Source organism: Oceanobacter sp. ABM4_470 (assembly GCF_056158645.1).
This window is the reverse complement of the sequence record NZ_JBSWTR010000001.1, coordinates 2,887,346-2,910,154: the sequence shown is the minus strand read 5'-3', so window position 1 is coordinate 2,910,154 and position 22,809 is coordinate 2,887,346. Positions and strand designations below refer to the sequence as shown.

The window sequence follows — 22,809 nt, the reverse complement described above, 5'->3', positions numbered from 1 at the left end:
CAGGGCTTTTCTGTTTTTAATCTCTGCCTTCTGTAACGTGGGAGTTGGGTTATCAAACCGCAATTTCAGATGCCTCCCTATCAGGGTCAGCGAACCTTGCTGATCTGCCTGTTGGCGTTGGCCCTGATGTGGGCTGACCAACGCTATCCTTTTGTTCAGTCACTCCGCTACCTGTCCGGTTATGTCCTGTACCCTGCCCAGCAGCTGTCGCTGTTGCCGTCGTCATTGGCGGAATGGATGGGCGAGTCGACCACGTCCCGTCGTGACCTGCTGGACGAAAACAAACAGCTGTCGGCCCGTAATCTGGTGCTGGAACTGAAAGCCCAGCGGCTGGCGTCGTTGGAAGCTGAAAATATCGAGCTGCGCGAGCTGCTCAGTGCGTCTGAGCAAGTCGACGACAAGGTATTGGTCACCACCGTAGTGGCGGTTGACCCGGACCCTTTCACCAAGCAAATCCTGATCAACAAGGGCGGCGAAGACGGCGTCTTTATTGGCCAGCCGGTGCTGGATGCCTACGGCCTGCTGGGGCAGGTCGTGGATGTGCTGCCGCATACCTCGCGGGTGATGATGATTGCCGACTCCAACCACGCCATGCCGGTGCAGATTAATCGTAACGGTGTGCGCGCCATTGCCACGGGTACTGGCTCGCTGGATCGACTGGAACTGATTTACGTGCCCAACACCGCCGATATTCAGGAAGGCGACTTGCTGGTGAGTTCTGGCCTTGGCGGCCGCTACCCACGGGGTTACCCGGTCGCAGTGGTCGACAAGGTAGAGCACAACGCCGGTGAAATGTTTGCCACCGTGACGGCAACCCCAAGTGCGCATCTGGATCGTAGCCGCATGCTGTTGCTGATTTTCAGTCAGGGTGCCGGACAGGTTCCACCAGAAGACCTTTGGAGGATTCCGCGCTGATGTCTGTTGCGGCTTTGTTGATCGGCCTGGTGGCCATATTCTTCGGCTTTGTGATGGAGCACCTGCCGGTGCCGGATCTGATTATCTGGTTCCAGCCGTTGTGGGTGCTGGTGATCATTACCCTGTTGGTGTTCCAGGCGCCCAGCACCTTTGGCTTGTGGCTTGCCGTACCATTGGGGCTACTGATGGATGCCGAGCAGGGGACCGTGTTGGGCACCCATGTTTTTACCCTCGCCATTCATATCTTTCTGGTGCAGTTGTTTTTCCGTCGCATGGAAATCTTCAATGTGTTTCAGCAGTTGGCGGTGGTGCTGGTATTGGCGTTACTGCATCAGTTATTGCGCTTCTGGCTGGCGCGGGTGTTGTTTGATTTCGCCCATCCGGTAGACATCTGGGGCCCGGCGCTGAGTTCGGCGTTTGTATGGCCATGGCTGTTTGCGCTGACCCGATTAGTAATGCACAGGTTTGGCCGATGATGATTCTTGCTTCCCAATCTCCCCGTCGGCGTGAGCTGCTGGATCAGATTGGCGTCCCTCACCGTATTCAACCGGCCGACATTGATGAAACGCCACAGCCGGATGAGCCGCCGCGGGATTACGTTGTGCGCATGGCGCTGACCAAGGCTCGCACAGTATTGGCAATGAACCCGGACGATGTGGTACTGGCATCGGATACCAGTGTGATCATCAACGATGCGATTCTTGGTAAACCGCAAGATCGCGCCGATCACACGCTTATGTTGCAGCAGTTATCAGGGCATACTCAGCAGGTACTGACTGCGGTGGCTGTGGTGTCGGCTGAACGGGAAAGTTGTGAATTGGTGGTTACGGATGTGACCTTTCGCCAATTGGATGACGAGCTGATTGCCCGCTATGTTGCTACCGGAGAAGGAGACGACAAGGCCGGTGGCTATGGCATTCAGGGTCGTGGCGCCGTGCTGGTCGAGAAAATTTCAGGCAGCTACACCAATGTGGTGGGCTTGCCGCTGGCAGAAACCGCCAGCTTGTTGGAACAACATGGCATCGCCTACTGGCAGTCCTGAGCGACTCTGAACCTGTTGTCAGGCAGAGACCCGGATGTCAGCGCCTGTGCCCGTGCACACTCCGCGTGCTTGCTACGCTGAGGATGGCAGTGCCCCCATATTAAGAATTAAAGGGACCTCGCTGTGAACGCAGAAATTCTGATGAACGTGACCCCCACCGAAACCCGCGTGGGTGTGGTCGAAAACGGTGTACTGCAAGAAATCATCATTGAACGTACCAATCATCGTGGTTTGGTCGGCAATATCTACAAGGGCAAAGTGGTGCGGGTGCTGCCAGGCATGCAAGCCGCGTTTGTGGATATTGGTCTGGAGCGCGCGGCGTTTATTCACGCTGCGGAGCTGGGTTCACATGATCCGCAAACGCCCATTAATCAGCTGCTGCACGAAGGTCAGTCGCTGGTGGTGCAGGTCACCAAGGACCCGATTGGCACCAAGGGTGCACGCCTGACGACCCAGCTGACCATTCCTTCCCGTTACCTGGTGTACATGCCGGGGGCCGACCACGTCGGGGTTTCCCAGCGCATCGACGATGACGAAGAGCGTGACCGCCTCAAGCAGATGGTGCAAAACTGCATGGAAGCGGAAGGCCTGACTGGCGAAGCCGGGTTTATTTTGCGCACCGCTGCAGACGGCGTCGGCGAGGAAGAAATTCTGGCCGACACCCGCTACCTGCGCCGTTTGTGGCGCAAGCTGGAAGAGCGCATCAAGGACTTTAATCCGCCATCGGTTATCTACGACGAGCTGCCGCTGCCGCTGCGCACCCTGCGTGATTACGCCCGCCCGGAGGTCGACAAGATTCTGGTCGACTCCCGCGAAACCTTCGAGAAAATCCAGCAGTTTGCTCATCAGTACGTGCCGGAAGTGGAAGAGCGTCTGGGTTACTACCCGGGCCCGCGTCCAATCTTCGAGCTGTACAGCGTTGAAGATGAAATCCAACGCGCTCTGGAGCGCAAGGTACCGCTGAAAAGCGGCGGTTATCTGGTGATTGACCAGACCGAAGCCATGACCACCATCGATGTGAACACCGGTGGTTTTGTCGGCCGTCGCAATCTGGAAGAAACCATTTTCAAAACCAACCTGGAAGCGGCCACCGCCATTGGCCGTCAGCTACGCTTGCGCAATCTGGGTGGCATCATCATTCTCGATTTCATCGACATGATGGACACCGAACATCAGCGTCAGGTCCACCGCATGCTGGAAAAAGTGCTGGAAAAAGACCACGCCAAAACCAAGATCAGCGGTGTGTCGGAGCTTGGGTTGGTGGAAATGACCCGTAAGCGTACCCGTGAATCCCTTGAGCAAATGCTGATGGAGCCGTGCAAGGCCTGTGATGGCCGCGGTTCGGTGAAAACCCCGGAAACCGTATGCTACGAAATCTTCCGTGAAATCCTCCGTGAGGATCGGGCCTACGGTGCTGGCAATTATCTGGTACTGGCCAGCCAGCTGGTGGTGGACCGCCTTCAGGATGAAGACAGTGATGGCCTTGCCGATCTGGAAGCCTTTATCGGCAAGAGCATCAAGTTGCAGGTCGAAGGCCTGTACGCCCAGGACTACTACGACATCATCCTTCAATAGGACCCGGTAATGAGGTTTCTGGCGGCCGTTTGGACGCAAATCTGGATCACGCTGGTGGTCGGGCTGGTATTACTGGCTCTGTACACCAGCATTGGTCGCCAGTTGATCCCGCTGGTAGAAACCTGGCGGCCGGACGTTGAGCAACAGCTATCGCAGCTGTTGGGACAACCTGTGTCCATCGGTCAGCTGGAAGGCGACTGGCGCTATTTGTCGCCGGTGATCCGGGTAACAGACATCGAAGTTGGCCCGCTGGATCACCCGGTGCGACTGCAACGGTTGGAAGCCGAACTCGACGTCAGTGCCTCGGCCTTCTATCAGCTACCGGTCTTCAAGCGCATTGAGGTGGACGGCTTGCAAGCCGACGTCCGCCGCACCGACGACCATCAATGGTTTTCCGGAGACTGGCAGTTACTGCCACTGCCTGAGGGCAACGCTCAGGATAGCGTTTCCCGTGACAGCCGCAGCTCCGCCGAAGCCAAGCCAGACAGCCGTCCGCTGTGGGCCAGATTGCTGGAATTGCAGCAAATGGTGGAGCTGGAGAACTGGCAGATCAGCGTCACCAACCCTGACGGTAAACTCGATCACCTGAACATCAACCAGTGGCTGTGGCGGCATCAGGGCAACAGCCAGTCGGTGCGTGGCCATATTTCCTGGGGCCGTCAGGAACTGGCGGATATTTCCATCAATGCAGCGCTTACCGGGCAGGTATGGCCGTGGCAGTCGCAAAACGGCGAAGTGGTTGCCTATGTTGAGCCACAAAGCTGGACCCGCTGGATTCCGGACGACTTGCCCATGGGCTTGCAGTTCAAGGAACTGGATGCCGGTGCCGAAGTGTGGCTGACCGTGCGTGAAGGTGCCTTGCAGAAAGTGTACGCCGACCTTTCCTTAAGCCACCTGAATCTGGTGACCAATGAAGAACCGTTGGAGCTGGATAGCGGCCGCATTCAGATTGGCGGCGAACTGGATGGCAACGATTGGCACATGCGGGTTAAGCCCCAATTGGGCGATTCCGTGCCGCTGGATGACTTCACCATCAGCCTGATTCAGTTGGATGAGTCCTCCCCACACCCGCGTGGCTGGCAGTTGGGGCTGGCTGAGCTGCAACTGGGCGATGCCGTCGATTACTTGCTCGAGCACGGTTTATTGCCGGCACCGTTCGATCAGTATCTGGGGAATATTCAGCCCGGCGGTGTGGCGCAGGACATTCGGGTGTCGGTGCTGCCCGGCGAGCTGGAGCAACTGGATGTTCGTGCAGAGATTCGAGATGTGCATGGCCTCAGTTACCGTGGCATTCCCGGCATACAGGGGCTGAACGGCAGCCTGCATTTGCAGCCCCGGCGCGGCAAGATTCGCTTTAACGACGAAGACGTGGTGGTTGACCTCAAGGGGGTGTACGACCAGCCATGGGATATGGATGACCTCTCCGGGGTGTTCAGCTGGCAGATTGAGCCGGATGCTTCCAAGGTTTGGCTCAGCGACATCAAAGCCCGCTGGAATCATTTGCACCTGCGCAGCGAACTGAGCCTGTTCTTGCCGTCGCGGGCCTCTGGCAAGCCGCAAACCCTGAGCCTGCTGCTGGGTCTGCCGGACGCCAGCATTCACGACCGCAGCCGCTTGTTGCCGGATTTGCTGGAACCCGATCTGAGCAACTGGCTTGGCACTGCCTTGCTGGCAGGGGACCTCAAGAACGGTTCACTGGTTTTGAACGGCGAGCTGGAAGCCGATCGTCCAGCCAATAGCCTCACCACGCAACTGTACGTTGATGTCGACCACGGCGAGCTGGAGTACCTGCAAGACTGGCCAATCATCTACAACCTCAAGGGCCGGGTGCTTGTGAATGCGCCATCGGTGGATGCCTGGGTTGAGCGCGGCCGAACGCTGGGCGGTAATTTGCAGCCCAACAGCACCCGCATTCGTATTCGTAACCAAACTGGCCAGCCAACCCAACTGAAAGTTGCTGGCAAGCTGGTGGGTGACAGCCGTGAAGCCATTCGTTATTTCACCGACACGCCGTTGCAGCAAATGCTGAACCACACTTTTGACGAGTGGCAGGCACAAGGGCCGCTGACGGCGTCGTTGCAACTGGATATGCCATTGGGGTCAGAAGATGCCGCACCGGATGTGCATCTGGAAGCCGATCTGGAAAACAACCGCATTGTGCTTAACGATCTGAATCTGACGCTGACCCGGGTGACGGGGCCGTTTGAATACGATTCCAACAGCGGTATTCAGTCACCGGAATTCACCGCCTCGGTGATGGGCGGCGATGTGTATGCGCGACTGGAATCGGCAATGACCGGTGCCGACGGTGCTTTCAAAGCCAACTTGCACGGCCGCGGTGATGCCAGCGTGGCAGCTTTTAAACAGTGGATGCCGATGTTTCTGCTCGACCCACTGTCTGGCACCCTGAACTACGAGGCCGCCCTCGACATCAACACCGGCTCTGGTGACGTGGTATTCCGCCTCGACAGCAATCTGGCGGGTACCCAAATTGATTATCCGGCGCCGCTGGGCAAGGCTGCCGATGATGCTGACCACAGCCTTAATGTTGAAGTACGGCCAGGGCGGGAAACGCGTATCTCGCTGAACTATGACAACCGCATTCGCGGTGTGTTTGCCCTCGACGATGACGGTGTGGATCGTGGTCAGGTGTATCTGGGCGGCAGCAAGCCGTTCCTGCCGAGCGACAGCGGCATTGAGGTTCGGGGTCAGATCGACAAGCCGGTGGTTGCCGAAGACTGGTGGGCCATGTGGCAGCGGCTGTTGCCGTTGGCGGAAGCGGAGTCGAGCCAAAATGCCCCGGTAACGTCGCCTGATAGGTCTGATTCATCCGCAACAAACTCGGATCAGGACAGCGCAGAAGCCCGTCAGGCGGCGCATTCTGAAAATCCGCTCCGACTGGTGGACTTGCAGTTCAGCAACATCGACGCCTGGACGTTGCCAACCGGCAACGCCCATCTGGTCGCGAGCCAGCAATGGGGCGAATGGAACGTCAGCATCGACAGTAAGCTGGCTAAGGGCGCTGTGGTTATGCCTGCCGATGACAGCCCGGTGCTAATCGCCATGGACTACATCCATATTCCCCAGTCCGAGCAAGAGATGGATGTCAGCTCCTCGGCACAAGCAAATCAGGACGCTGGTAGGCCCAAACAGGTCGTGCCGCTGGCGCAAGTGCTGGCTGACGATACCCTCAAGGATTTGCTGCCGTCTGACTTGCTGCCAATGGACATTGATCTGAAGGAAATCATGCTGGGGGGCTGGAATTTTGGTTCCTGGAACCTCAGCAGCCGCCCGATTGATCAGGGCGCGGCCATTACCGTCAATGACTCCAATCTCAAGGGGCTGCACATTACCGGTGATGCCCGCTGGCTGGTGGATTCCAACGGACACCTGACCAGCCTCGATCTGATGCAAATTAACGGCAGCGACATAGGCAAGATTCAGCGGGCTTTCCGACAAGACCCGATGATCGAAGGCAAGCGCCTGAAGTCCACCGCCAGCCTCAGTTGGCGCGGCTCGCCGATGGCGTTTAATCCACAAAGCCTTAACGGCCTGGTATCGGTACGGATTGAAGACGGCAGCTGGAAAACCGAAGGCGCAGGGGCGTTGAAAGCCTTTGGCGCACTGAATGTGAATTCCATTTCGCGGCGTTTGCAGCTGGATTTCTCAGACCTGTACCAATCTGGTATCGCCTTTGACGTGACCAAAGCCAAAGCCAAGGTCGAGAACGGCATGATGACCTTCACCGAGCCTCTGGTGGTCGACGGCCCTGGTGCCAAGGTGCTGGCTTCCGGCTCCTCAAACCTCAGCACCGAGACGCTGGATATGAAACTGGCGGTGACCTTTCCTGTCACAGGATCACTACCACTTGTTGCCGTATTGGCGGGCTTTGCCGCCCCGGTGGCCGGTGCCATCTACGTGACGGAAAAGCTGATCGGCGATGAGCTGGAACGCTTCACCAGTGCCAGTTATGACGTGACCGGCACCTGGGGCAAGCCGAATATGAAAATTCGTGAAGCCTTCGATAACGAGGTTGAAGGCAAGCGAGTGCGCTCATTCAAGGATCGTTTCCTGAGCATCTTCGGACTGGAGGAATCAAAATGAGCCGTGTTGCTGCCATTCAGATGAGCAGTCAGTCAGACCCACAACAGAACTTCGAGCAGGCCCTGACGCTACTGAAGCAAGCCAAAGAACAGGGGGCTGAACTTGCGCTACTGCCGGAAATGTTTCTGTCGATGGACGGCAAATGTTATCAGGAACTGGCCGGAGATCTGGCCTGGCTCGACACCTTGGGCAATACCGCCAAGGAGCTGGGTATGTGGATTGTTGCCGGTGCTGTACCGCAACGTGATCCCGACCCGGCGGAAACCCGCGTACGCTCTGCCTCCCTGGTGTTCGATGACAGCGGTGAGCTGGTGGCTCGCTACGACAAGATTCACCTGTTCGACGTCGCCGTCGGCGATGCCCAGGGCAGCTATCGCGAGTCCGAACGCTTTTGTCCCGGCGATGAGGTCGTGGTGGTCGACACCCCGGTCGGCAAGCTCGGCCTGAGCATTTGTTATGACCTGCGTTTTCCGGAGCTGCACCGCCAGCTGCGTGAAAAAGGCGCTGATATTATCTCGGTGCCTGCGGCATTTACCTACAAAACCGGCGAAGCCCACTGGGAGCCGCTGCTGCGCGCCCGCGCCATTGAAGAACAGGTTTACGTTGTAGCTGCCAACCAGTGTGGCTGGCACGACGACAAACGCCAAACCTGGGGCCATTCCTGCGTAATCGATGCCTGGGGTAAGGTGCAACACAGCCTCGAACACGAACCCGGCGTGGTGGTGGTGGACATCAACCACGATCACATCCAGACCGTCCGTGACAGTATGCCGGTGCTTGGCCACCGGCGGGTTTGAGTCTGTAGTTAACCAAGGTGCGCAGTGCGCACCCTACAGGTGATACTGTAGGGTGTGCACCGCGCACCATTGGTATTTCCATGGTTTTTATCCAAAACACCTGTTCTGCATTTCTTTCTTCCCACACGACCTCTTGATCACGCCTCGGATTGCTGCCGGAATTGCTTCGGCGATAGCCCTGTCTGGCGTTTGAAAAAACGCGTGAAATAGGCCGGGTCGGCAAACCCCAATTGATCGGCAATCACGCTGATGGGCTGAATGGTGTAGCTCAGCCGTCGGCTGGCTTCCAGTGTCAGCCGCTCATGCACCAGCGCCAGGGCATTTTTCCCCAGCTGCTGCTTGCAGAGACTGTTCAAATGCGGGGCGCTGACCCCGAGCTCGTTGGCGTAGCTTTCTACCGTCCGTTGACGGGCATAATCCCGATTCACCAATTGGTTAAACCGTTGCAGATATTGGCTGGCGCGGTACTGCTGTGGTTGGCCGTGTACACCGCTGTGGCGCTGATTATGGTTCAGCTGCTGGCGTTGCAGGGTCAGTAGCAGCAGGTTTAACCAGCTTCCCAACGCCAGCGCCCGCTGTGGATCGGCGGTGTTCTGGTACTCCTCACACAAGCCCTGAAAGTAGCCAGCGAGCAGCAGGCAGCCGGGTTCGTCTTCAATGATTTGCGTGTGTTGCAAAACCCGTTGCTGGTCGTCCAGTTGTGCCAGCAGCGAGTGGCTGAGCGACAGCACATAACCTTCGACGTCGTGACTCCACAGAAAGTCGTGCACGCACAGTTCGGTAATCACCATCACCGCCGGGGCGCTGATTTCCAGGCTTTCGCCGTCGATGTTGGCATCGCCGCTGCCACGGGTCAGGCAGAACAATTGGGTCAGGCCGTGGTGGCGGTGGGGCTTGATGGTGAACTGGTGTTCACGGCTGCGAATGCTGAGTGGCTCGCAGTGCATCAGGTCGGCGGAAAAGCCACTGGCGGCTTCGCCATAATAGTGAACGACGGGGATCTGGATCGCAGAGGTGATTTCGGGAGCTGTCATATCGAACCTTGATACACGTCAGTTTTGGCTGGTGGTCTGATATCAGATATGCGAAATGTACAAATATGGCATCGAAAGATCCATGTTTTTAGCCGGTTTTATGATGAAAACTGCAATCCTGATATCGAGCAATCACCACCACGAATAAGAAACTGACCGGAGGTAATCCATGAGCTGGCAAGAGCACGATTACGACAGTATTCCGGGGACTTACGTCTTTGACGGCCAACGTTCCCACTCAGGCTACAACCTCAATCGCATGGCGTATTCCTTTATCCACAAGCACAACCGCGACGAATTTGAAGCGGATATGGATGCCTACTGCCGCAAGTACCAGCTCAGTGACGAGCAGCGCGAAGCGGTGCTGGCCGGAGATTTCCTCAAGCTGATGCACCTCGGCGGCAATGTGTATTACCTCGCTAAAATCGCCGTTTTCCATGGCCTGAACGTACAGGATGCCGGTGCCGCGTTTCATGGCATTACCCGCGACCAGTTTATTCAGATGCTGGCCAACAACGCCGAAGGTTTTGAAGACAAGTTGAAGCAGGAAGGAGGATTCTGGCATGGCTAAGATCATTGCGGGTTTGACCACATCTCATATCCCGGCCATTGGCAACGCCATTGCCGGAGGGCTGGAGCAGGACGAATACTGGAAGCGCTTTTTCGACGGCTACGAGCCGGTTAAAAAGTGGCTGGATGAGGTCAAGCCGGACCTGGCCATCGTGGTGTACAACGACCATGGCCTGAATTTCTTCCTCAATCAGGTACCAACCTTTGCAATGGGCTGTGCCGATCAGTACCAGAACGCCGATGAAGGCTGGGGTATTCCGGTACTGAAGCCATTTCAGGGCGATGCGGCTTTCTCATGGCACGTGGCGGAAAAGCTGATTAATCAGGGTGTGGATATGTGCACCTGCCAGGAAATGAAAGTAGACCACGGTTTTACCGTACCGATGCAGCTGTTCTGGCGTCATCATGGTGACTATCCGCTGAAAACCCTGCCGTTTGCAGTGAATACCGTTCAGCATCCGCTGCCAAGTGCCCGTCGCTGTTATGAAGTGGGGCAGGCGTTGCGGACAGCGGTCGAGAGCTATCCGGAAGATATGAAGGTGGTGATCATCGGCACTGGCGGTCTGTCGCACCAGCTGCAAGGTGAACGCTCAGGCCTGATTGACGTTGAATACGACATTGAGTGCATCAACTCTGTGATCGAAAACCCGGAGTGGCTGTGCAATCAGTCCAACAGCGAAATCATGGAAAAAGCCGGTACCGAAGGCATTGAAGTGATCATGTGGATGGTGATGCGCGGCGCGCTGCCAGACAACGTGAATGTGCTGCACAAGCACTACCATGCACCGATATCCAATACCGGTGCCGGGGTGTTGCTGCTGACGCCAGAGGAAGATTGATTCCCGCTTGGGGATAAGCGTTTGGGCTCAAACCCGCGTTTGTTGCTGTGGTAGTCACAGAGGCATTCGCGGGTTTTTTATTGTCAGGAGTCCGTTTGGTGCGCAGTGCGCACCCTACAACGGCAGACTTTGATGAGTTTTGTTGGTCAGATAAAGACGCGCAGCGGCTGTCATCTGACAAGTGCGGTGTTGGAGATAAGTCATTCTCGAATAAGCTTATCGAGAGCAAGCTCTCTCCCACACTACTGTCCAGACACCAGACACCAGACACCAGACACCAGACACCTGACTTCAGACTTCAGACTTCAGACTTCAGACTTCAGACTAAATTATTCCGTCTCGGATTTGATCAGCTGGAACAGCGCCTTGTAGCTTTTACCCGGTTTGCCGTTTTCGCCCTGAATTTCTTTCTGGGCGTTGCGGACCAGGTTACGCAGTTGTTGGCGGTCTACCTGTGGGTATTGTTCGATGAATTCGTTCAGTGCCTTGCCGTCGGCCAGCAGGCGGTTGCGCCACATTTCCAGTTGTCCCTGACGGCGGCCATAGGCTTCGCTGGACGGGTCTTGCATATCGACAAACTGCTGAATGGCATCGACGTCTTCGTCACGCATGACTTTGCCGATGTAGTTCAGGTGACGTTTGCGGGCACCAAACTGTTTGATGCGTTTGCTTTCGTTCAGGGCTGCCAGCAGGGTGTCGCTGATTGGTAGCTGCTTCCAGAGCGACTCCGGCAGTTGGGTCAGTTTTTCGCCCAGTGCCTGCCAGCGCTCCATTTCACGCTTCATTTCCGATTTGCTGACCAGCTCGTATTCTTCTGGCTGTTCGTCAAAGGCATCGTAATCAAAGTCGCTCATACAGGTCTCGCAAGGTCATAGGGGTTGGTGCAGCGATGGCTGCACCTCGAAAAACCACAATCGGGTTTGACGGTATTAAAGATAGAAGAGGGTCGCCAGACCCAGGAAAGACATGAATCCTACCACATCTGTCACTGTGGTCAGAATAACACCACCGGCAAGGGCCGGATCGATGCCTCGGGCCTTGAGGATCATCGGCAGCGCTGCGCCGCTCATGGCAGCCGCCAGCAGGTTGATCAGGATGGCCGCCGCCATAATCACCGAGATACCGGCATCGCGGAACCAGACGTAAGCCAGCAAGGCAATCACCACCGCCCACAACACGCCGTTAAGAGCGGCCACAGCGAGTTCCCGGTTGAACAGCCATTTGAAGTTGGCGCCGCTCAGGTGGCCAGTGGCCTGGCCACGAATCACCAGCGTCAGTACCTGGCTGCCAGCGATACCGCCCATGCTGGCAACGATTGGCATCAAGACCGCCAGTGCCACTACCGCTTCGATGGTTTTGTCGAACAGGCCAATCACAGCGGAAGCAATAAATGCGGTAATCAGGTTGATCCCCAACCACACGGCCCGGCGCTTGGTGGTTTTCATCACCGGCGCAAAGGTATCTTCCTCGTCGTCCAGACCGGCCATACTCATTAACGAGTGGTCGGCGGTTTCACGGATTACGTCAACCACGTCATCGATGGTGATACGGCCAAGCAGCATGCCGTTGGAGTCCACCACCGGGGCGGATACCAGATCGTGACGTTCAAACAGTTTCGCCACTTCGGTTTCATGCTGGGTGGCCTGAATCACGTGGCCACCGGTAGACATTACTTCCCGTACGTTTTGTTGCGGGTCGCTGACCAGCAGCTTGCGGATTGGCAGCATGCCGATGTATTCGTTCTGACGGTTAACCACCAACAGGTTATCGGTCATGTCCGGCAGCGACTGGTGACGGCGCAGGTAACGCAGTACTACATCGAGGGTAATGTCGGCACGGATGGTGATGGTATCCGTGTTCATCAGACCACCGGCGCTGTCTTCCGGGTAGCCAAGAATGGCTTCTACTCGGGCGCGGTCCTGGTGGTCCATGGAGTCCAGCACTTCCTGAGTCACACGCTCAGGCAGCTGCTGCAGAATGTCGGCAACATCATCCGTTTCAAGGTCGGACGTAACGTCAACAACCTCTTCGGCGCTCATGTCGCTGAGGAATTGGCTCTGGATGTCGATCGACAGATGCTGGATGACATCACCTTCGATCTCCTTGTCGACCATCTCCCAAATGACTGCACGGGCCTTCGGTGGAGAGGATTCGATCAGGTGGGCGACGTCGACCGGCGCCAGGCCAGAGTTGATGATTCGACGCACCTTGGCCATGGCACCGGATTCCAGCGCTTCATTAAGGCTATGGAGTTTTGCTTTTGCCTTTTCGCTGAGTTCTGCCATGAGGATTCACCGCCAGTAGGGATGGCATGATTTTAGCCTGAAAGCTCAGGCCTTGCCATGTACAAGAGTTGGAAATTACTACCGAAATAGTCGCTATCAGATTGAAATAAAAGAATTATTTCAGAAGAGAGTTAGAGCAGAAAAAGGGCGAAAGTTCACTCGCCCTCATCGAATTTGCGGTTGATCAGATCGCACAGGGCATCCAGTGCGGCTTGCTCGTCATCGCCTTCAGCGATGATCTGGACATCGGTGCCTTTGCTGGCTGCCAGCATCATGACGGCCATGATGCTTTTGGCATCCACCATGCGGTCGGGGTAGCCCACTTTCACGGTGCTGCCGTAGGCGGCGGCGGTGGACACCAGTTTGGCAGCAGCGCGGGCGTGCAGGCCAAGGCGGTTAATAATGGTGATCGTGGTCGAGACCATCCATGAAACTCCTGATAGTGCGGGTTAGCTGTGACCGAGGCGGTTCAGTTCGCGGTGGCGAACCTGAACGTTACTGAAGCGTTCGCGGAAGGCTTCGGTCAGGCGTTCGGACAGGTATACCGAGCGGTGTTGGCCACCGGTACAGCCAATGGCGACGGTGAGGTAGCTACGGTTATTTTGTTCAAATCGAGGCAGCCAGCGTAGCAGATAACTTTCAATGTCGGTGAACATTTCGTTGACCTCGTCCTTGCCGGACAGAAAGGTGCGAATCTGTTCATCCTGGCCAGTAAACGGTCGCAGTTCCGGTTGCCAGTAAGGGTTGGGCAGGCAGCGTACGTCGAACACAAAATCGGCGTCCAGCGGGATGCCTTGCTTGAAGCCAAATGACTGGAATAGCACCGCCATGTCCGGTGTGCTTTTACCGGCAACGCGCATTTTGATCAGCCCACGCAGGTCATGCACCGACATGCTGGTGGTATCCAGCGTCAGGTCGGCCATGTTGGCCACCGGACCCAGTAGTTCGGTTTCGCGGTCGATGGCTTCAGCCAACGAAATATTGTTGTCGGTCAGCGGGTGTTTGCGACGGGTCGAGCTGAAGCGCTGCAATAGCACTTCTTCGGTGGCGTCGAGGAAGACGATGTCGAGCTGGCGGTAGTGTTGTGGCAGCTCAGTCAGTACTTCAGTGAGGTGCTCAATGTCGTCCGGCAGGTTACGAACGTCAACGCTGACCGCGACCGATGAACGCTTTTCGGCGCTGCATGGCAATTCTGCCAGGGCTGGCAGCAGGTCGACGGGGAGGTTGTCGATGCAGTAGAAACCCAGGTCTTCCAGCACGGCCAGGGCGCTGGATTTACCGGAACCGGAGCGACCGCTAATGACGACCAGACGCATAACCTGTCTCCAGTGGTTGTCGGTGGCTGAGTGACTGGTTCGGCTACCCGTCAGGACAGGGCAGCGTCGAACAGGGGGCGATTGCCAGAGGCATCTCGCAGCTTCTGACGGTAATCGGCCTGGCTGAAGTTTTGCGCCAGCGTGGCCAGAATTTGCAGGTGTTCGTCGGTGGCTTCTTCCGGCACCAGCAGGGCAAACACCAGGTCGACCGGCTGGCGGTCGATCGAGTCGAAGTCGATGGCGTTGTTCAGGTGCAGCAGCACGCCAACGGCTTCGTTACATTGAGGCAAACGGCAGTGGGGGATAGCGATGCCCTCGCCGATACCTGTACTGCCAAGGCGCTCGCGCCCTAGCAGTCGTTCGAACACTTCATCCGATGAGCTATCGCTCAGTTCTTCCGCAACCAGACTGGAGATGAACTCCAGCAACTTCTTTTTGCTTGAAACCGTCACGTCATTGATGGTGCGTTCCGGGGTCAGGATATCGGCGATTTGGAGGGTCATGCGTTAGCCTTGTCCGTGCTGTCGTGCAACCAGTTTCTCTTTGTGTTTAAGCACCTGACGATCCAGTTTGTCGGCCATCAGGTCGATGGCTGCGTACATGTCGTCGTGAGTCGCCGTTGCGTTGATGTCGGCACCTGCTACGTGCAGGGTGCCTTCGGCAATCTTGCGATCCTTCTCGAGCTTGAGAATAAACTGACCCGACGTGATGTCGGCGTGGCGCTCCAGGCGCACCAGTTTTTCTTTCACATAGGCTTCCATGGCTTCCGTTACTTCAACGTGTTGGCCACTAATAGTGATGCTCATAAAACGGCTCCTCCTTTACAGATCCAATACTGAGACTAGACCTGTTGTTGACATCAGATCAACTGTTTACGTTCGTTTGATGGTGGAATCATCATGGCTTCACGGTATTTGGCGACGGTGCGTCGCGCCACCTGAATGCCTTTTTCGCTCAGCATGGTGGCAATTTTGTTGTCACTCAGTGGCTTACGCGCGTTTTCTTCGCTGATCAGTTTCTTGATCATGGCGCGAATAGCGGTCGAGGAGCACTCTCCGCCGGTGTCGGTGCTGACGTGGCTGGAGAAGAAATACTTGAGCTCGAAAATGCCTCGTGGGGTGTGCATGAATTTCTGGGTGGTGACCCGTGAAATGGTGGATTCATGCATGCCAACGGCTTCGGCAATGTCGTGCAATACCAGTGGTTTCATCTTTTCTTCGCCTTCTTCGAAGAATTCGATCTGGTATTCAACAATTTTGGTCGCCACTTTCAGCAAGGTGTCGTTGCGGCTTTGCAGGCTCTTGATGAACCAGCGAGCCTCTTGCAGGTGGTCTTTCAGGAAGGTGTTGTCGGAGCTGCTGTCAGAGCGACGCACCAGCGAGGCGTAGTCGGCGTTGACGCGCAGTTTCGGCGCAATGTCGGGGTTCAGTTCGACGCGCCATTCATCGCGGATGTTACGCACGATGACGTCGGGGACAACGTATTCGGACTGTTCGCCGCTGATGCCTGCCCCCGGTTTCGGGTTGAGCTCCTTGATCAGTCGCAGTACCGCCTTGAGGTTGTCTTCCTTCAATTTGGTTTTGCGCATCAGGGTCGGGTAGTCGCGGCTGCCCAGCAGATTGATGAAATCGCTGATCACCAGTTGCGCCTCGGTCAACCAGGGGGTGTCTTTTGGCAGTTGCGCCAGTTGCAGCAACAGGCATTCGCGCAGGTCGCGAGCGAACACCCCGGCCGGGTCGAACTGTTGCAGGCGTTTCAGTACCGCAACGACTTCTTCCTGTTCCACCTCGGATTCCGGGTCCATGGCTTCGAGCACGTCTTCGATGGTGGTGTGCAGGTAGCCGTCTTCGTCGACACCGTCGATCAGCATAGTGGCGATTTCGCGGTCGACGTCGCTCATGGGCGTCAGGTTCAGCTGCCATTCCAGATGACCTTGCAGGTCGTCGGTGGTGGCATGACGGGAGTCATAGTCGAAATCATCGTCACCGGAAGGACCTGGGCCTGCGGCAATGCTGGCGGTGGTCTGGAAGGTGTCGTCCCAGTCGCTGTCAACCGGCAGGTCGTCCGGCATTTTGTCGTCAGACCATTGGTCGCCCAGTTCCTGGGTTTCCGGTTCCGGCGTGCTGGCAGTGACTTCGGTTTCGTTATTGTCGTTGTTGCTGCTGGCTTCGGAGGAGAAGTCTTCGTTCTCGGACTCGTCATGTTCCAGCATGGGATTGGAGTCCAGGGCTTCCTGGATTTCCTGTTGCAGATCCAGAGTCGACAGTTGCAGCAAGCGGATGGCCTGTTGCAGCTGTGGCGTCATGGTCAGCGACTGACCCATTTTTAACTGAAGCGATGCTTTCATACTGCGCTACTGTTCATCAATGATCGGCATGTTCTGTGCATTATACGCAAGCTTTGCGCCCTGCCTATGCCTGTATGGTTTCGCTTTGCAAACAGCGAAATACCGGAATCTCTGGCAGCGTTGCGGATCAGAGACGGAAATCCTGTCCCAGATACACAGCCCGTACCTGTTCGTTGGCCAACACTTCGTCGGCGGTGCCTTCGGCAATGATGTGGCCGCCGCCTACAATGTAGGCTTTTTCGCAAATTGCCAATGTTTCCCGCACGTTATGGTCGGTAATCAACACGCCGATACCGCGGTTTTTGAGCTGGCGAATGATGTCCATGATGTCAGCGACAGAAATCGGGTCAACCCCTGCGAAAGGCTCATCGAGCAACACAAAGGACGGTTCAGCGGCCAGTGCGCGGGCAATTTCGACCCGTCGGCGCTCGCCCCCGGAGAGGGCCATACCGGCACTTTTGCGAATGTGCTGGATGTGAAATTCGTCCAATAATTGCTCCAGTTGCTGCTGCCTGCCGGCCTTGTTGAGGTCGTCGCGGGTTTCCAGAATGGCCAGAATGTTATCTTCAACGCTGAGCTTGCGGAAGATCGAGGCTTCCTGTGGCAGGTAGCCAATGCCTTTCTTGGCGCGGCCGTGCATCGGCAAGTGGGAGATGTCTTCATCGTCGATGCTGACACGGCCCTTGTCGGCCTGCACCAGGTTCACAATCATGTAGAAACAGGTGGTTTTGCCGGCGCCGTTGGGGCCCAGCAAACCGACGATTTGACCGCTGGAAACTGCCAGCGATACGTCCTTTACCACTTCCCGGCCGCCGTAGCTTTTGGCCAGGTGCTGCGCCTTGAGGGTCTTCATTCACTGGTCTCCGCAGCTGTCTCCTCGTCCGTGTCCACCAGGTTGTTGTTGGCGCTGTCAGCCTGGCCGGTTTGCTGCGGCTGGATGATCACGCGAATACGCTGGCTATCGGATTCGCCGCTGGCGTCCGACTGGTCGGAGGCTGGCGTTTGACCACTGGCAGAGACGGTTTCGGCGGTGATGTCGTAACGAATCTGCTGGCCACTGAAGCTGTTGTTTTCCTGGGTCAGTTCGGCGTTGCCGCTGAAGTTGATCAGCTTGTCGGCAGCAAAGTAGTCGATGCGTTCAGCACTGGCGTTGGTCACCGGCTTATCGGCACTGACTTGCTGCTCGTAGCGGGCTGGCTCGCCTTCGGCAATGGCTTGCTTGAGGCTTTTGCCTTCCAGAATCAGCACCAGACGGTCGGATTGAATCTTGAGGGTGCCCTGGGTCAGCTCAACGTCACCTTCGTACACCACCATGCCGGTTTTGCGGTCAAGCTCGGCGCGGTCGGACTGGATGACCATTTCCTGCTGCCAGTCGCTTTCGAGGGCTTGGGCGGTCAACGGCAACAGGCTCACTGCCATTAACAGCATGGCCAGCTTATTCTTGAACATAACGGGTACTCACGTGTTGCTTGAGTTCTATTCGTTGGCGGTTGGTATCCACGCTCAGACCCTGGGAGCGTGTTTCACTTGTGCCGTCGGTGATGATAACCCAGTCGTCGGTCGACGCCCGGGATTGATCCGGATTGTAGATCAGCGATTCGGTGGTGATGGTCATCGGCTTGCTTTGGTCGCGGGATTCCAGCAACACATTGCCTTGCAGGCGGATTTCGGCATCGGAGTCGGCAATCAGGCCACGGTCGGCAGAGGCCTGCCAGCGTTGCTGATTGGCATCAGTGGTTTCCACCACTGGCTGGTCGAGAATGCTTTCGCCGCTCTGGTCGAAGTGACGTGAGGCTTCCGCGCGCAGTGACTGTTCCAGTTCACCGGCGTCGTTGAAGCGACGGTGACGCAGGTTTTCACCGTAGTAATCAGGTTCATCAACGGACTGGTGAACTTCTTCAATCACCAGTTCGTTGGTATAGCGTTCCACTGCCAGCAACGACATGCCAAAAAAGACGGCCAGAACCAGCAGCAGGTAACGCTTACGCATCAGATAACTCCGGCGCGCAACATGTCGTGAGTGGTCAGTACCCCCAGAATCTTGCCTTCTTCAGCCACAACCAATGCACTGATTTTCACGTCTTCCATGATCTTCAGGGCTTCGGCCGCCAGCATGTTGGCCGGAACGCTCTTGGCGTTGCGGGTCATCACGTCGGAAATGGTGGCGGTCTGGATGTTAACTCCCTGGTCGATGGCACGACGCAAGTCACCGTCGGTGAAGATACCCAACAGTTCGCCGTTGGCGTCCTGAATGGTGGTCATGCCCATGCCCTTGGAGGTCATTTGCAGCAAAGAACGGGATACGCTATCGGCCGGTGCAACCACCGGGATTTCGTCACCCTTGTGCATGATATCTTCAACTTTCAGCAGCAGGCGACGGCCGAGGCTGCCGCCCGGGTGGGAGAAAGCAAAATCTTCAGCGGTGAAGCCACGGGCTTCCAGCAGGGCAATGGCCAGTGCGTCTCCCATCACCAGTGCTGTGGTGGTGGAAGAGGTTGGGGCCAGGTTGAGCGGACAGGCTTCCTGTTCAACACCGGTGTCTAGGTGGGCATCGGCAGCAGAGGACAGCGTCGATGCGGCATTGCCGGTCATGCTGATCAGCGGCACAGACAGGCGCTTCAGCAGTGGCAGCAGGCTGGTGACTTCGGAGGTTTCGCCGGAGTTACTCAGGGCAATCACCACGTCTTCGCGGGTGATCATGCCCATATCGCCATGGCTGGCTTCGCCCGGGTGAACGAAAAACGCAGGGGTACCGGTACTGGCCAGCGTGGCGGCCAGCTTGTTACCAATATGACCGGACTTGCCCATGCCGGTGATCACAACACGGCCCTTGCAGTCCATGATCAGGCGGCAGGCCTTGCTGAAATCGTCAGTCAGGCGGCCGATCAGATCGTTGATGGCGTCGCGTTCCAGTCCAATAGAACGCTTGGCAGATTCGAGGTAATTAAATTCAGTATTCATTGTTATCCATTCGTACCCGTAGCAAACAGGACACCCATATACCCAAGGTAGCTGAGTGTCAGCGCAATGCCGCTGAAGCGACCCATCACACCGCTTTTGCGGTTGATCAGGAACAGCACCAGCAGTGCGAAAGTGAGGCCCAGCATCACCGGCAGATCGCGGTAGAGCGCATCCGGCTCAACGGCAACCTTGGCGATCAGGCCTGGTACTGGCATCACCGCCAGCAAATTGAAAATGTTGGAGCCAATAACGTTACCGATGGCAATGTCGTGGTGGCCTTTGAGAGCACTGGCAACCGAGGCAGCCAGTTCTGGCAAACTGGTGCCAATGGCGACGATGGTCAGGCCAATCACCAGCTCACTGACGCCAAACGACATCGCAATTTCAGACGCGCCCCACACCAGCGACTTGGAGCTGGCCATCAGGGCAACCAGACCGGTTACCAGCCAGAACACCGCCATTTTGGTCGAGATGGACTCAATGGCTTCGGCTTCTTCGTCGTCGACCAGTGATTCGCCAGCGTCATCGGAGTCCTGGAACATGATGTACATGGCCACCACCAGGCCAGCCAGCAACAGCAGTGAGTCAATCAGTCCCAACTCCAGGTTAACCAGTGTCAGGCCGGCCAGAATGCTCACCAGCAGAAGTAACGGCAGTTCTTTTTTGAGCAACTTCTTGCGTAGCGGAATGGGGCTTACCAGGGCGGTAATACCCAGCACCAGGCCGATATTGGCAATGTTGGAGCCAATGGCGTTACCAATGGCGAGGTTGCCGGCGCCATCGAGGGTCGCTACCGCAGAAACGAATAATTCAGGCGCAGATGTGCCGATGGAAACGATCGTTAAGCCAACCAGCAAAGGAGACATGCCCAGACGGCGGGCAGTCGCCGCAGCCCCCAGTACGAACTTGTCTGCACTCCAGACCAGTACCACCAGGCCAATCACAACGGCTATAAGAGGAAGAATCATAGAACTCCTGTCGAAAAGTCAGAAAAAATCTGCGGCAGAATTGAAGACGCAGCATTGTACCGAAGGGGTAGGCACAAGCAATTGGAATAAAGCGTTTTGTGACAGTTCCATAAGGGTCGGGGACATCTGTTTAATCCTGCACGGCTCTGCGCGAGTGTTGCCGTTGTTCAGTGCAAGGCCACGAATGCAGCGGAATGATGCGTCCTTTCCAAATTCGTCAACACCGCACTGGGCGGCGGCAACCCGCGCCCTTCGGGGGCGTCCGGATGATCTCGACTCTGTGTCGCCGACTTTTGACTTGCCCCGTCAGGCCTGTAAGTCGGCTTCGTGATTCGAAACCATTCGGTAGCCCAGAGCGGGCACCGGATTAAATAGATGTCCCATGTATCGTTGGTTAAGCCAAAACAATCCGCTATTCTGTCGATCATTCCCAAACGCCCAGGAAAGGAACCTTCCATGGCGGCTGAACAAGCCTATGTGTCGATTCGCGACCTGACATTCTCACGCGGCGAACGCCTTATTTACGACGGCCTGTCGGTGGATTTTCCGAAAGGAAAAATCACCGCCATCATGGGCCCCAGTGGTACAGGTAAAACAACGCTGCTGCGCCTGATTGGTGGACAACTGCTGCCGGATTCCGGCTCCATCGTGGTGGCTGGTCAGGAAGTTCCCAAGCTCAAGCGTCAGCAACTGTTTGAACTGCGTAAGCAGAAAATGGGCATGCTGTTCCAGACCGGTGCTCTGTTTACCGACCTCAACGTCTTCGACAACGTTGCCTTTCCATTGCGAACTCACACCGACCTGCCGGAATCCATGATCCGTGATCTGGTGCTGATGAAGCTTGAAGCCGTTGGCCTGCGTGGTGCCCGTGATCTGAACCCGGCCGAATTGTCCGGTGGTATGGCGCGGCGGGTTGCACTGGCTCGCTCGATCGCGATGGACCCGGAACTGATCATGTACGACGAGCCGTTCACCGGCCTCGACCCGATTTCCATGGGCATGATCGTCAAGCTGATTCGCGGTCTTAACAAGGCGCTGGGGCTGACCAGCCTGCTGGTGTCCCACGATGTAGAGGAATCCTGCTCAATCGCGGACTACCTCTGTCTGGTGTCCGGTGGCAAGGTGATCGGTTTTGGTACGCCCAACGAGTTGATGCACGACGGCAACGACGAGGTTCGCCAGTTCTTGCGGGGCGAACCTGACGGCCCTGTGCCGTTCCACTACCCGGCAGACGACTACCGTAACGATATTCTGGCCGGAGGAGAGGGCTGATGATGGATCGTATTCGCGCCCTCGGCCGCACCGGCATTGGCATGATCGAATCGCTGGGTGCCTCCAGCATGCTGTTGTGGAACTCGCTGATGTGGGGCGGCCCTGGCAGCGCCGGGTTTGGCGATCTGGTCAAACAGCTGTTTTCGGTGGGGGTGCGCTCACTCAGCATTATTGCCGTTGCCGGTTTCTTTGTCGGCATGGTGCTGGGCTTGCAGGGTTACACCATTCTGGTCGACTTCGGCTCCGAAGCGGCCCTGGGCACGCTGGTTTCTCTGACGCTGCTGCGTGAGCTGGGCCCGGTAGTAACCGCCTTGCTGTTTGCTGGTCGGGCAGGGTCGGCGCTGACGGCTGAAATTGGCCTGATGAAAGCCACCGAGCAACTGTCGGCGATGGAAATGATGGGCGTTGACCCACTTAAACGGGTGATTACGCCACGACTGTGGGCGGGCATGATTTCGATGCCGATACTGGCGCTGATTTTCAGCACTGTCGGCATCTGGGGCGGCGCGTTTGTGGCCGTCGATATGCTCGGCATTGATGATGGCGCCTACTGGGGCAACATGCAGGCGTCGGTCACTTTTTATAACGATGTTGTGAAAGGCATCATCAAATCATTGGCATTCGGGTGGGTGGTCACCTGGATTGCTGTTTATCAGGGATACGCCTCCATGCCGACTTCGGAAGGCATTGGCAAGGCAACCACCCAGACCGTTGTGATTGCATCACTGGCGGTATTGGGACTGGATTTTGTACTGACTGCAGTCATGTTTGGAGGCGTGTGATT

23 protein-coding genes are annotated in these 22,809 nt (G+C 56.6%); 10 read left to right on the top strand and 13 right to left on the bottom strand.

The genetic code is table 11. From position 1 onward, the window contains the following. Positions 1-69: 69 nt before the first annotated feature. From mreC to ACXADJ_RS12780, 6 genes are all read left to right on the top strand, one after another. On the top strand, positions 70-915 hold the full coding sequence (gene mreC / locus ACXADJ_RS12805; RefSeq protein WP_036535254.1) for a rod shape-determining protein MreC: 846 nt from the start codon (positions 70-72) through the stop codon (positions 913-915). Continuing rightward, positions 915-1,391, top strand: coding sequence for a rod shape-determining protein MreD (mreD, locus tag ACXADJ_RS12800; protein WP_475066506.1), 477 nt, complete (start codon positions 915-917; stop codon positions 1,389-1,391). Before mreC ends, mreD begins: the two co-directional genes overlap by 1 nt. Continuing rightward, positions 1,388-1,957: a Maf family protein gene (locus ACXADJ_RS12795; RefSeq protein WP_475066504.1), complete on the top strand. Its 570-nt coding sequence runs from the start codon at positions 1,388-1,390 to the stop codon at positions 1,955-1,957. Before mreD ends, ACXADJ_RS12795 begins: the two co-directional genes overlap by 4 nt. Before the next feature lie 123 nt (positions 1,958-2,080). Continuing rightward, positions 2,081-3,532: a ribonuclease G gene (gene rng / locus ACXADJ_RS12790; RefSeq protein ID WP_475066503.1), complete on the top strand. Its 1,452-nt coding sequence runs from the start codon at positions 2,081-2,083 to the stop codon at positions 3,530-3,532. A gap of 9 nt (positions 3,533-3,541) precedes the next feature. Further along, the gene (locus ACXADJ_RS12785; protein ID WP_475066501.1) at positions 3,542-7,636 is read left to right on the top strand and encodes a YhdP family protein; all 4,095 of its coding nucleotides are present in this window, start codon (positions 3,542-3,544) and stop codon (positions 7,634-7,636) included. Further along, positions 7,633-8,433: a carbon-nitrogen hydrolase family protein gene (locus tag ACXADJ_RS12780; RefSeq protein ID WP_475066500.1), complete on the top strand. Its 801-nt coding sequence runs from the start codon at positions 7,633-7,635 to the stop codon at positions 8,431-8,433. The genes ACXADJ_RS12785 and ACXADJ_RS12780 overlap by 4 nt, the downstream gene beginning before the upstream one ends. A 137-nt stretch (positions 8,434-8,570) precedes the next feature. Here the strand turns inward: ACXADJ_RS12780 and ACXADJ_RS12775 are convergent, their stop codons facing one another. Then, a complete protein-coding gene (locus ACXADJ_RS12775) occupies positions 8,571-9,467 on the bottom strand; it encodes a helix-turn-helix domain-containing protein (RefSeq protein WP_475066498.1) in 897 nt (298 codons plus the stop codon). 169 nt (positions 9,468-9,636) lie between these two features. Between ACXADJ_RS12775 and ACXADJ_RS12770 the strand changes: the two genes are divergently transcribed. Beyond that, positions 9,637-10,038, top strand: a complete 402-nt coding sequence (locus tag ACXADJ_RS12770; RefSeq protein WP_475066494.1) for a protocatechuate 3,4-dioxygenase — start codon at positions 9,637-9,639, stop codon at positions 10,036-10,038. Further along, on the top strand, positions 10,031-10,876 hold the full coding sequence (locus ACXADJ_RS12765) for a class III extradiol dioxygenase family protein (protein WP_475066493.1): 846 nt from the start codon (positions 10,031-10,033) through the stop codon (positions 10,874-10,876). Before ACXADJ_RS12770 ends, ACXADJ_RS12765 begins: the two co-directional genes overlap by 8 nt. 329 nt (positions 10,877-11,205) lie before the next feature. Here ACXADJ_RS12765 and yjgA read toward each other — a convergent pair whose 3' ends face one another. The 12 genes from yjgA to ACXADJ_RS12705 form a co-directional block, all read right to left on the bottom strand. Continuing rightward, entirely contained in the window at positions 11,206-11,730 is a 525-nt protein-coding gene (gene yjgA / locus ACXADJ_RS12760; RefSeq protein ID WP_475066491.1) for a ribosome biogenesis factor YjgA, read from the bottom strand. A 75-nt stretch (positions 11,731-11,805) separates the two neighbouring features. Further along, positions 11,806-13,161 (bottom strand): magnesium transporter, encoded by a 1,356-nt coding sequence (gene mgtE / locus ACXADJ_RS12755; RefSeq protein ID WP_475066489.1) that lies wholly within the window; start codon positions 13,159-13,161, stop codon positions 11,806-11,808. Between the two features lie 155 nt (positions 13,162-13,316). Further along, the gene (locus tag ACXADJ_RS12750) at positions 13,317-13,586 is read right to left on the bottom strand and encodes an HPr family phosphocarrier protein (protein WP_028293186.1); all 270 of its coding nucleotides are present in this window, start codon (positions 13,584-13,586) and stop codon (positions 13,317-13,319) included. A 24-nt stretch (positions 13,587-13,610) separates the two neighbouring features. Continuing rightward, a complete protein-coding gene (gene rapZ, locus ACXADJ_RS12745) occupies positions 13,611-14,477 on the bottom strand; it encodes an RNase adapter RapZ (protein WP_028293187.1) in 867 nt (288 codons plus the stop codon). A 50-nt stretch (positions 14,478-14,527) separates the two neighbouring features. Continuing rightward, a complete protein-coding gene (ptsN, locus tag ACXADJ_RS12740; RefSeq protein ID WP_475066483.1) occupies positions 14,528-14,980 on the bottom strand; it encodes a PTS IIA-like nitrogen regulatory protein PtsN in 453 nt (150 codons plus the stop codon). A gap of 3 nt (positions 14,981-14,983) precedes the next feature. Beyond that, positions 14,984-15,283, bottom strand: coding sequence for a ribosome hibernation-promoting factor, HPF/YfiA family (gene hpf, locus ACXADJ_RS12735; RefSeq protein WP_475066479.1), 300 nt, complete (start codon positions 15,281-15,283; stop codon positions 14,984-14,986). Between the two features lie 53 nt (positions 15,284-15,336). Further along, positions 15,337-16,824 carry an RNA polymerase factor sigma-54 gene (locus ACXADJ_RS12730; protein WP_475066475.1) on the bottom strand — a complete coding sequence of 496 codons (1,488 nt, stop codon included), beginning with the start codon at positions 16,822-16,824 and terminating at the stop codon, positions 15,337-15,339. A 127-nt stretch (positions 16,825-16,951) separates the two neighbouring features. Then, complete coding sequence (lptB, locus tag ACXADJ_RS12725; protein WP_028293191.1) at positions 16,952-17,677, bottom strand: LPS export ABC transporter ATP-binding protein; 726 nt, start codon at positions 17,675-17,677, stop codon at positions 16,952-16,954. Beyond that, entirely contained in the window at positions 17,674-18,273 is a 600-nt protein-coding gene (gene lptA / locus ACXADJ_RS12720) for a lipopolysaccharide transport periplasmic protein LptA (protein ID WP_475066470.1), read from the bottom strand. Before lptA ends, lptB begins: the two co-directional genes overlap by 4 nt. Then, positions 18,260-18,814, bottom strand: coding sequence for an LPS export ABC transporter periplasmic protein LptC (gene lptC, locus ACXADJ_RS12715; RefSeq protein WP_475066468.1), 555 nt, complete (start codon positions 18,812-18,814; stop codon positions 18,260-18,262). Before lptC ends, lptA begins: the two co-directional genes overlap by 14 nt. After that, the gene (locus ACXADJ_RS12710; protein WP_036535267.1) at positions 18,814-19,785 is read right to left on the bottom strand and encodes a KpsF/GutQ family sugar-phosphate isomerase; all 972 of its coding nucleotides are present in this window, start codon (positions 19,783-19,785) and stop codon (positions 18,814-18,816) included. The genes lptC and ACXADJ_RS12710 overlap by 1 nt, the downstream gene beginning before the upstream one ends. A 2-nt stretch (positions 19,786-19,787) precedes the next feature. Further along, entirely contained in the window at positions 19,788-20,753 is a 966-nt protein-coding gene (locus ACXADJ_RS12705) for a calcium/sodium antiporter (RefSeq protein WP_475066467.1), read from the bottom strand. Between the two features lie 456 nt (positions 20,754-21,209). Here ACXADJ_RS12705 and ACXADJ_RS12700 point away from each other — a divergent pair, with 456 nt between their 5' ends. Both ACXADJ_RS12700 and mlaE read left to right on the top strand, forming a co-directional pair. Continuing rightward, positions 21,210-22,025 (top strand): ATP-binding cassette domain-containing protein, encoded by an 816-nt coding sequence (locus ACXADJ_RS12700; protein ID WP_475066465.1) that lies wholly within the window; start codon positions 21,210-21,212, stop codon positions 22,023-22,025. Next, positions 22,025-22,807: a lipid asymmetry maintenance ABC transporter permease subunit MlaE gene (gene mlaE, locus ACXADJ_RS12695; RefSeq protein WP_475066463.1), complete on the top strand. Its 783-nt coding sequence runs from the start codon at positions 22,025-22,027 to the stop codon at positions 22,805-22,807. The genes ACXADJ_RS12700 and mlaE overlap by 1 nt, the downstream gene beginning before the upstream one ends. The last annotated feature ends 2 nt before the right edge of the window (positions 22,808-22,809 follow it).

Bases quoted from the DNA above. Each gene is read 5' to 3' on its own strand.
- yjgA (WP_475066491.1), bottom strand. From the start codon at position 11,730: ATGAGCGACTTTGATTACGATGCCTTTGACGAACAGCCAGAAGAATAC.
- ACXADJ_RS12785 (WP_475066501.1), top strand. From the start codon at position 3,542: ATGAGGTTTCTGGCGGCCGTTTGGACGCAAATCTGGATCACGCTGGTG.
- lptC (WP_475066468.1), bottom strand. From the start codon at position 18,814: ATGCGTAAGCGTTACCTGCTGCTGGTTCTGGCCGTCTTTTTTGGCATG.
- ACXADJ_RS12705 (WP_475066467.1), bottom strand. From the start codon at position 20,753: ATGATTCTTCCTCTTATAGCCGTTGTGATTGGCCTGGTGGTACTGGTC.
- lptA (WP_475066470.1), bottom strand. From the start codon at position 18,273: ATGTTCAAGAATAAGCTGGCCATGCTGTTAATGGCAGTGAGCCTGTTG.
- hpf (WP_475066479.1), bottom strand. From the start codon at position 15,283: ATGAGCATCACTATTAGTGGCCAACACGTTGAAGTAACGGAAGCCATG.
- mreC (WP_036535254.1), top strand. From the start codon at position 70: ATGCCTCCCTATCAGGGTCAGCGAACCTTGCTGATCTGCCTGTTGGCG.
- ACXADJ_RS12750 (WP_028293186.1), bottom strand. From the start codon at position 13,586: ATGGTCTCGACCACGATCACCATTATTAACCGCCTTGGCCTGCACGCC.
- ACXADJ_RS12770 (WP_475066494.1), top strand. From the start codon at position 9,637: ATGAGCTGGCAAGAGCACGATTACGACAGTATTCCGGGGACTTACGTC.
- ptsN (WP_475066483.1), bottom strand. From the start codon at position 14,980: ATGACCCTCCAAATCGCCGATATCCTGACCCCGGAACGCACCATCAAT.
- mreD (WP_475066506.1), top strand. From the start codon at position 915: ATGTCTGTTGCGGCTTTGTTGATCGGCCTGGTGGCCATATTCTTCGGC.
- lptB (WP_028293191.1), bottom strand. From the start codon at position 17,677: ATGAAGACCCTCAAGGCGCAGCACCTGGCCAAAAGCTACGGCGGCCGG.
- ACXADJ_RS12780 (WP_475066500.1), top strand. From the start codon at position 7,633: ATGAGCCGTGTTGCTGCCATTCAGATGAGCAGTCAGTCAGACCCACAA.
- rapZ (WP_028293187.1), bottom strand. From the start codon at position 14,477: ATGCGTCTGGTCGTCATTAGCGGTCGCTCCGGTTCCGGTAAATCCAGC.
- ACXADJ_RS12710 (WP_036535267.1), bottom strand. From the start codon at position 19,785: ATGAATACTGAATTTAATTACCTCGAATCTGCCAAGCGTTCTATTGGA.
- ACXADJ_RS12795 (WP_475066504.1), top strand. From the start codon at position 1,388: ATGATGATTCTTGCTTCCCAATCTCCCCGTCGGCGTGAGCTGCTGGAT.
- mlaE (WP_475066463.1), top strand. From the start codon at position 22,025: ATGATGGATCGTATTCGCGCCCTCGGCCGCACCGGCATTGGCATGATC.
- ACXADJ_RS12765 (WP_475066493.1), top strand. From the start codon at position 10,031: ATGGCTAAGATCATTGCGGGTTTGACCACATCTCATATCCCGGCCATT.
- ACXADJ_RS12700 (WP_475066465.1), top strand. From the start codon at position 21,210: ATGGCGGCTGAACAAGCCTATGTGTCGATTCGCGACCTGACATTCTCA.
- mgtE (WP_475066489.1), bottom strand. From the start codon at position 13,161: ATGGCAGAACTCAGCGAAAAGGCAAAAGCAAAACTCCATAGCCTTAAT.
- ACXADJ_RS12775 (WP_475066498.1), bottom strand. From the start codon at position 9,467: ATGACAGCTCCCGAAATCACCTCTGCGATCCAGATCCCCGTCGTTCAC.
- ACXADJ_RS12730 (WP_475066475.1), bottom strand. From the start codon at position 16,824: ATGAAAGCATCGCTTCAGTTAAAAATGGGTCAGTCGCTGACCATGACG.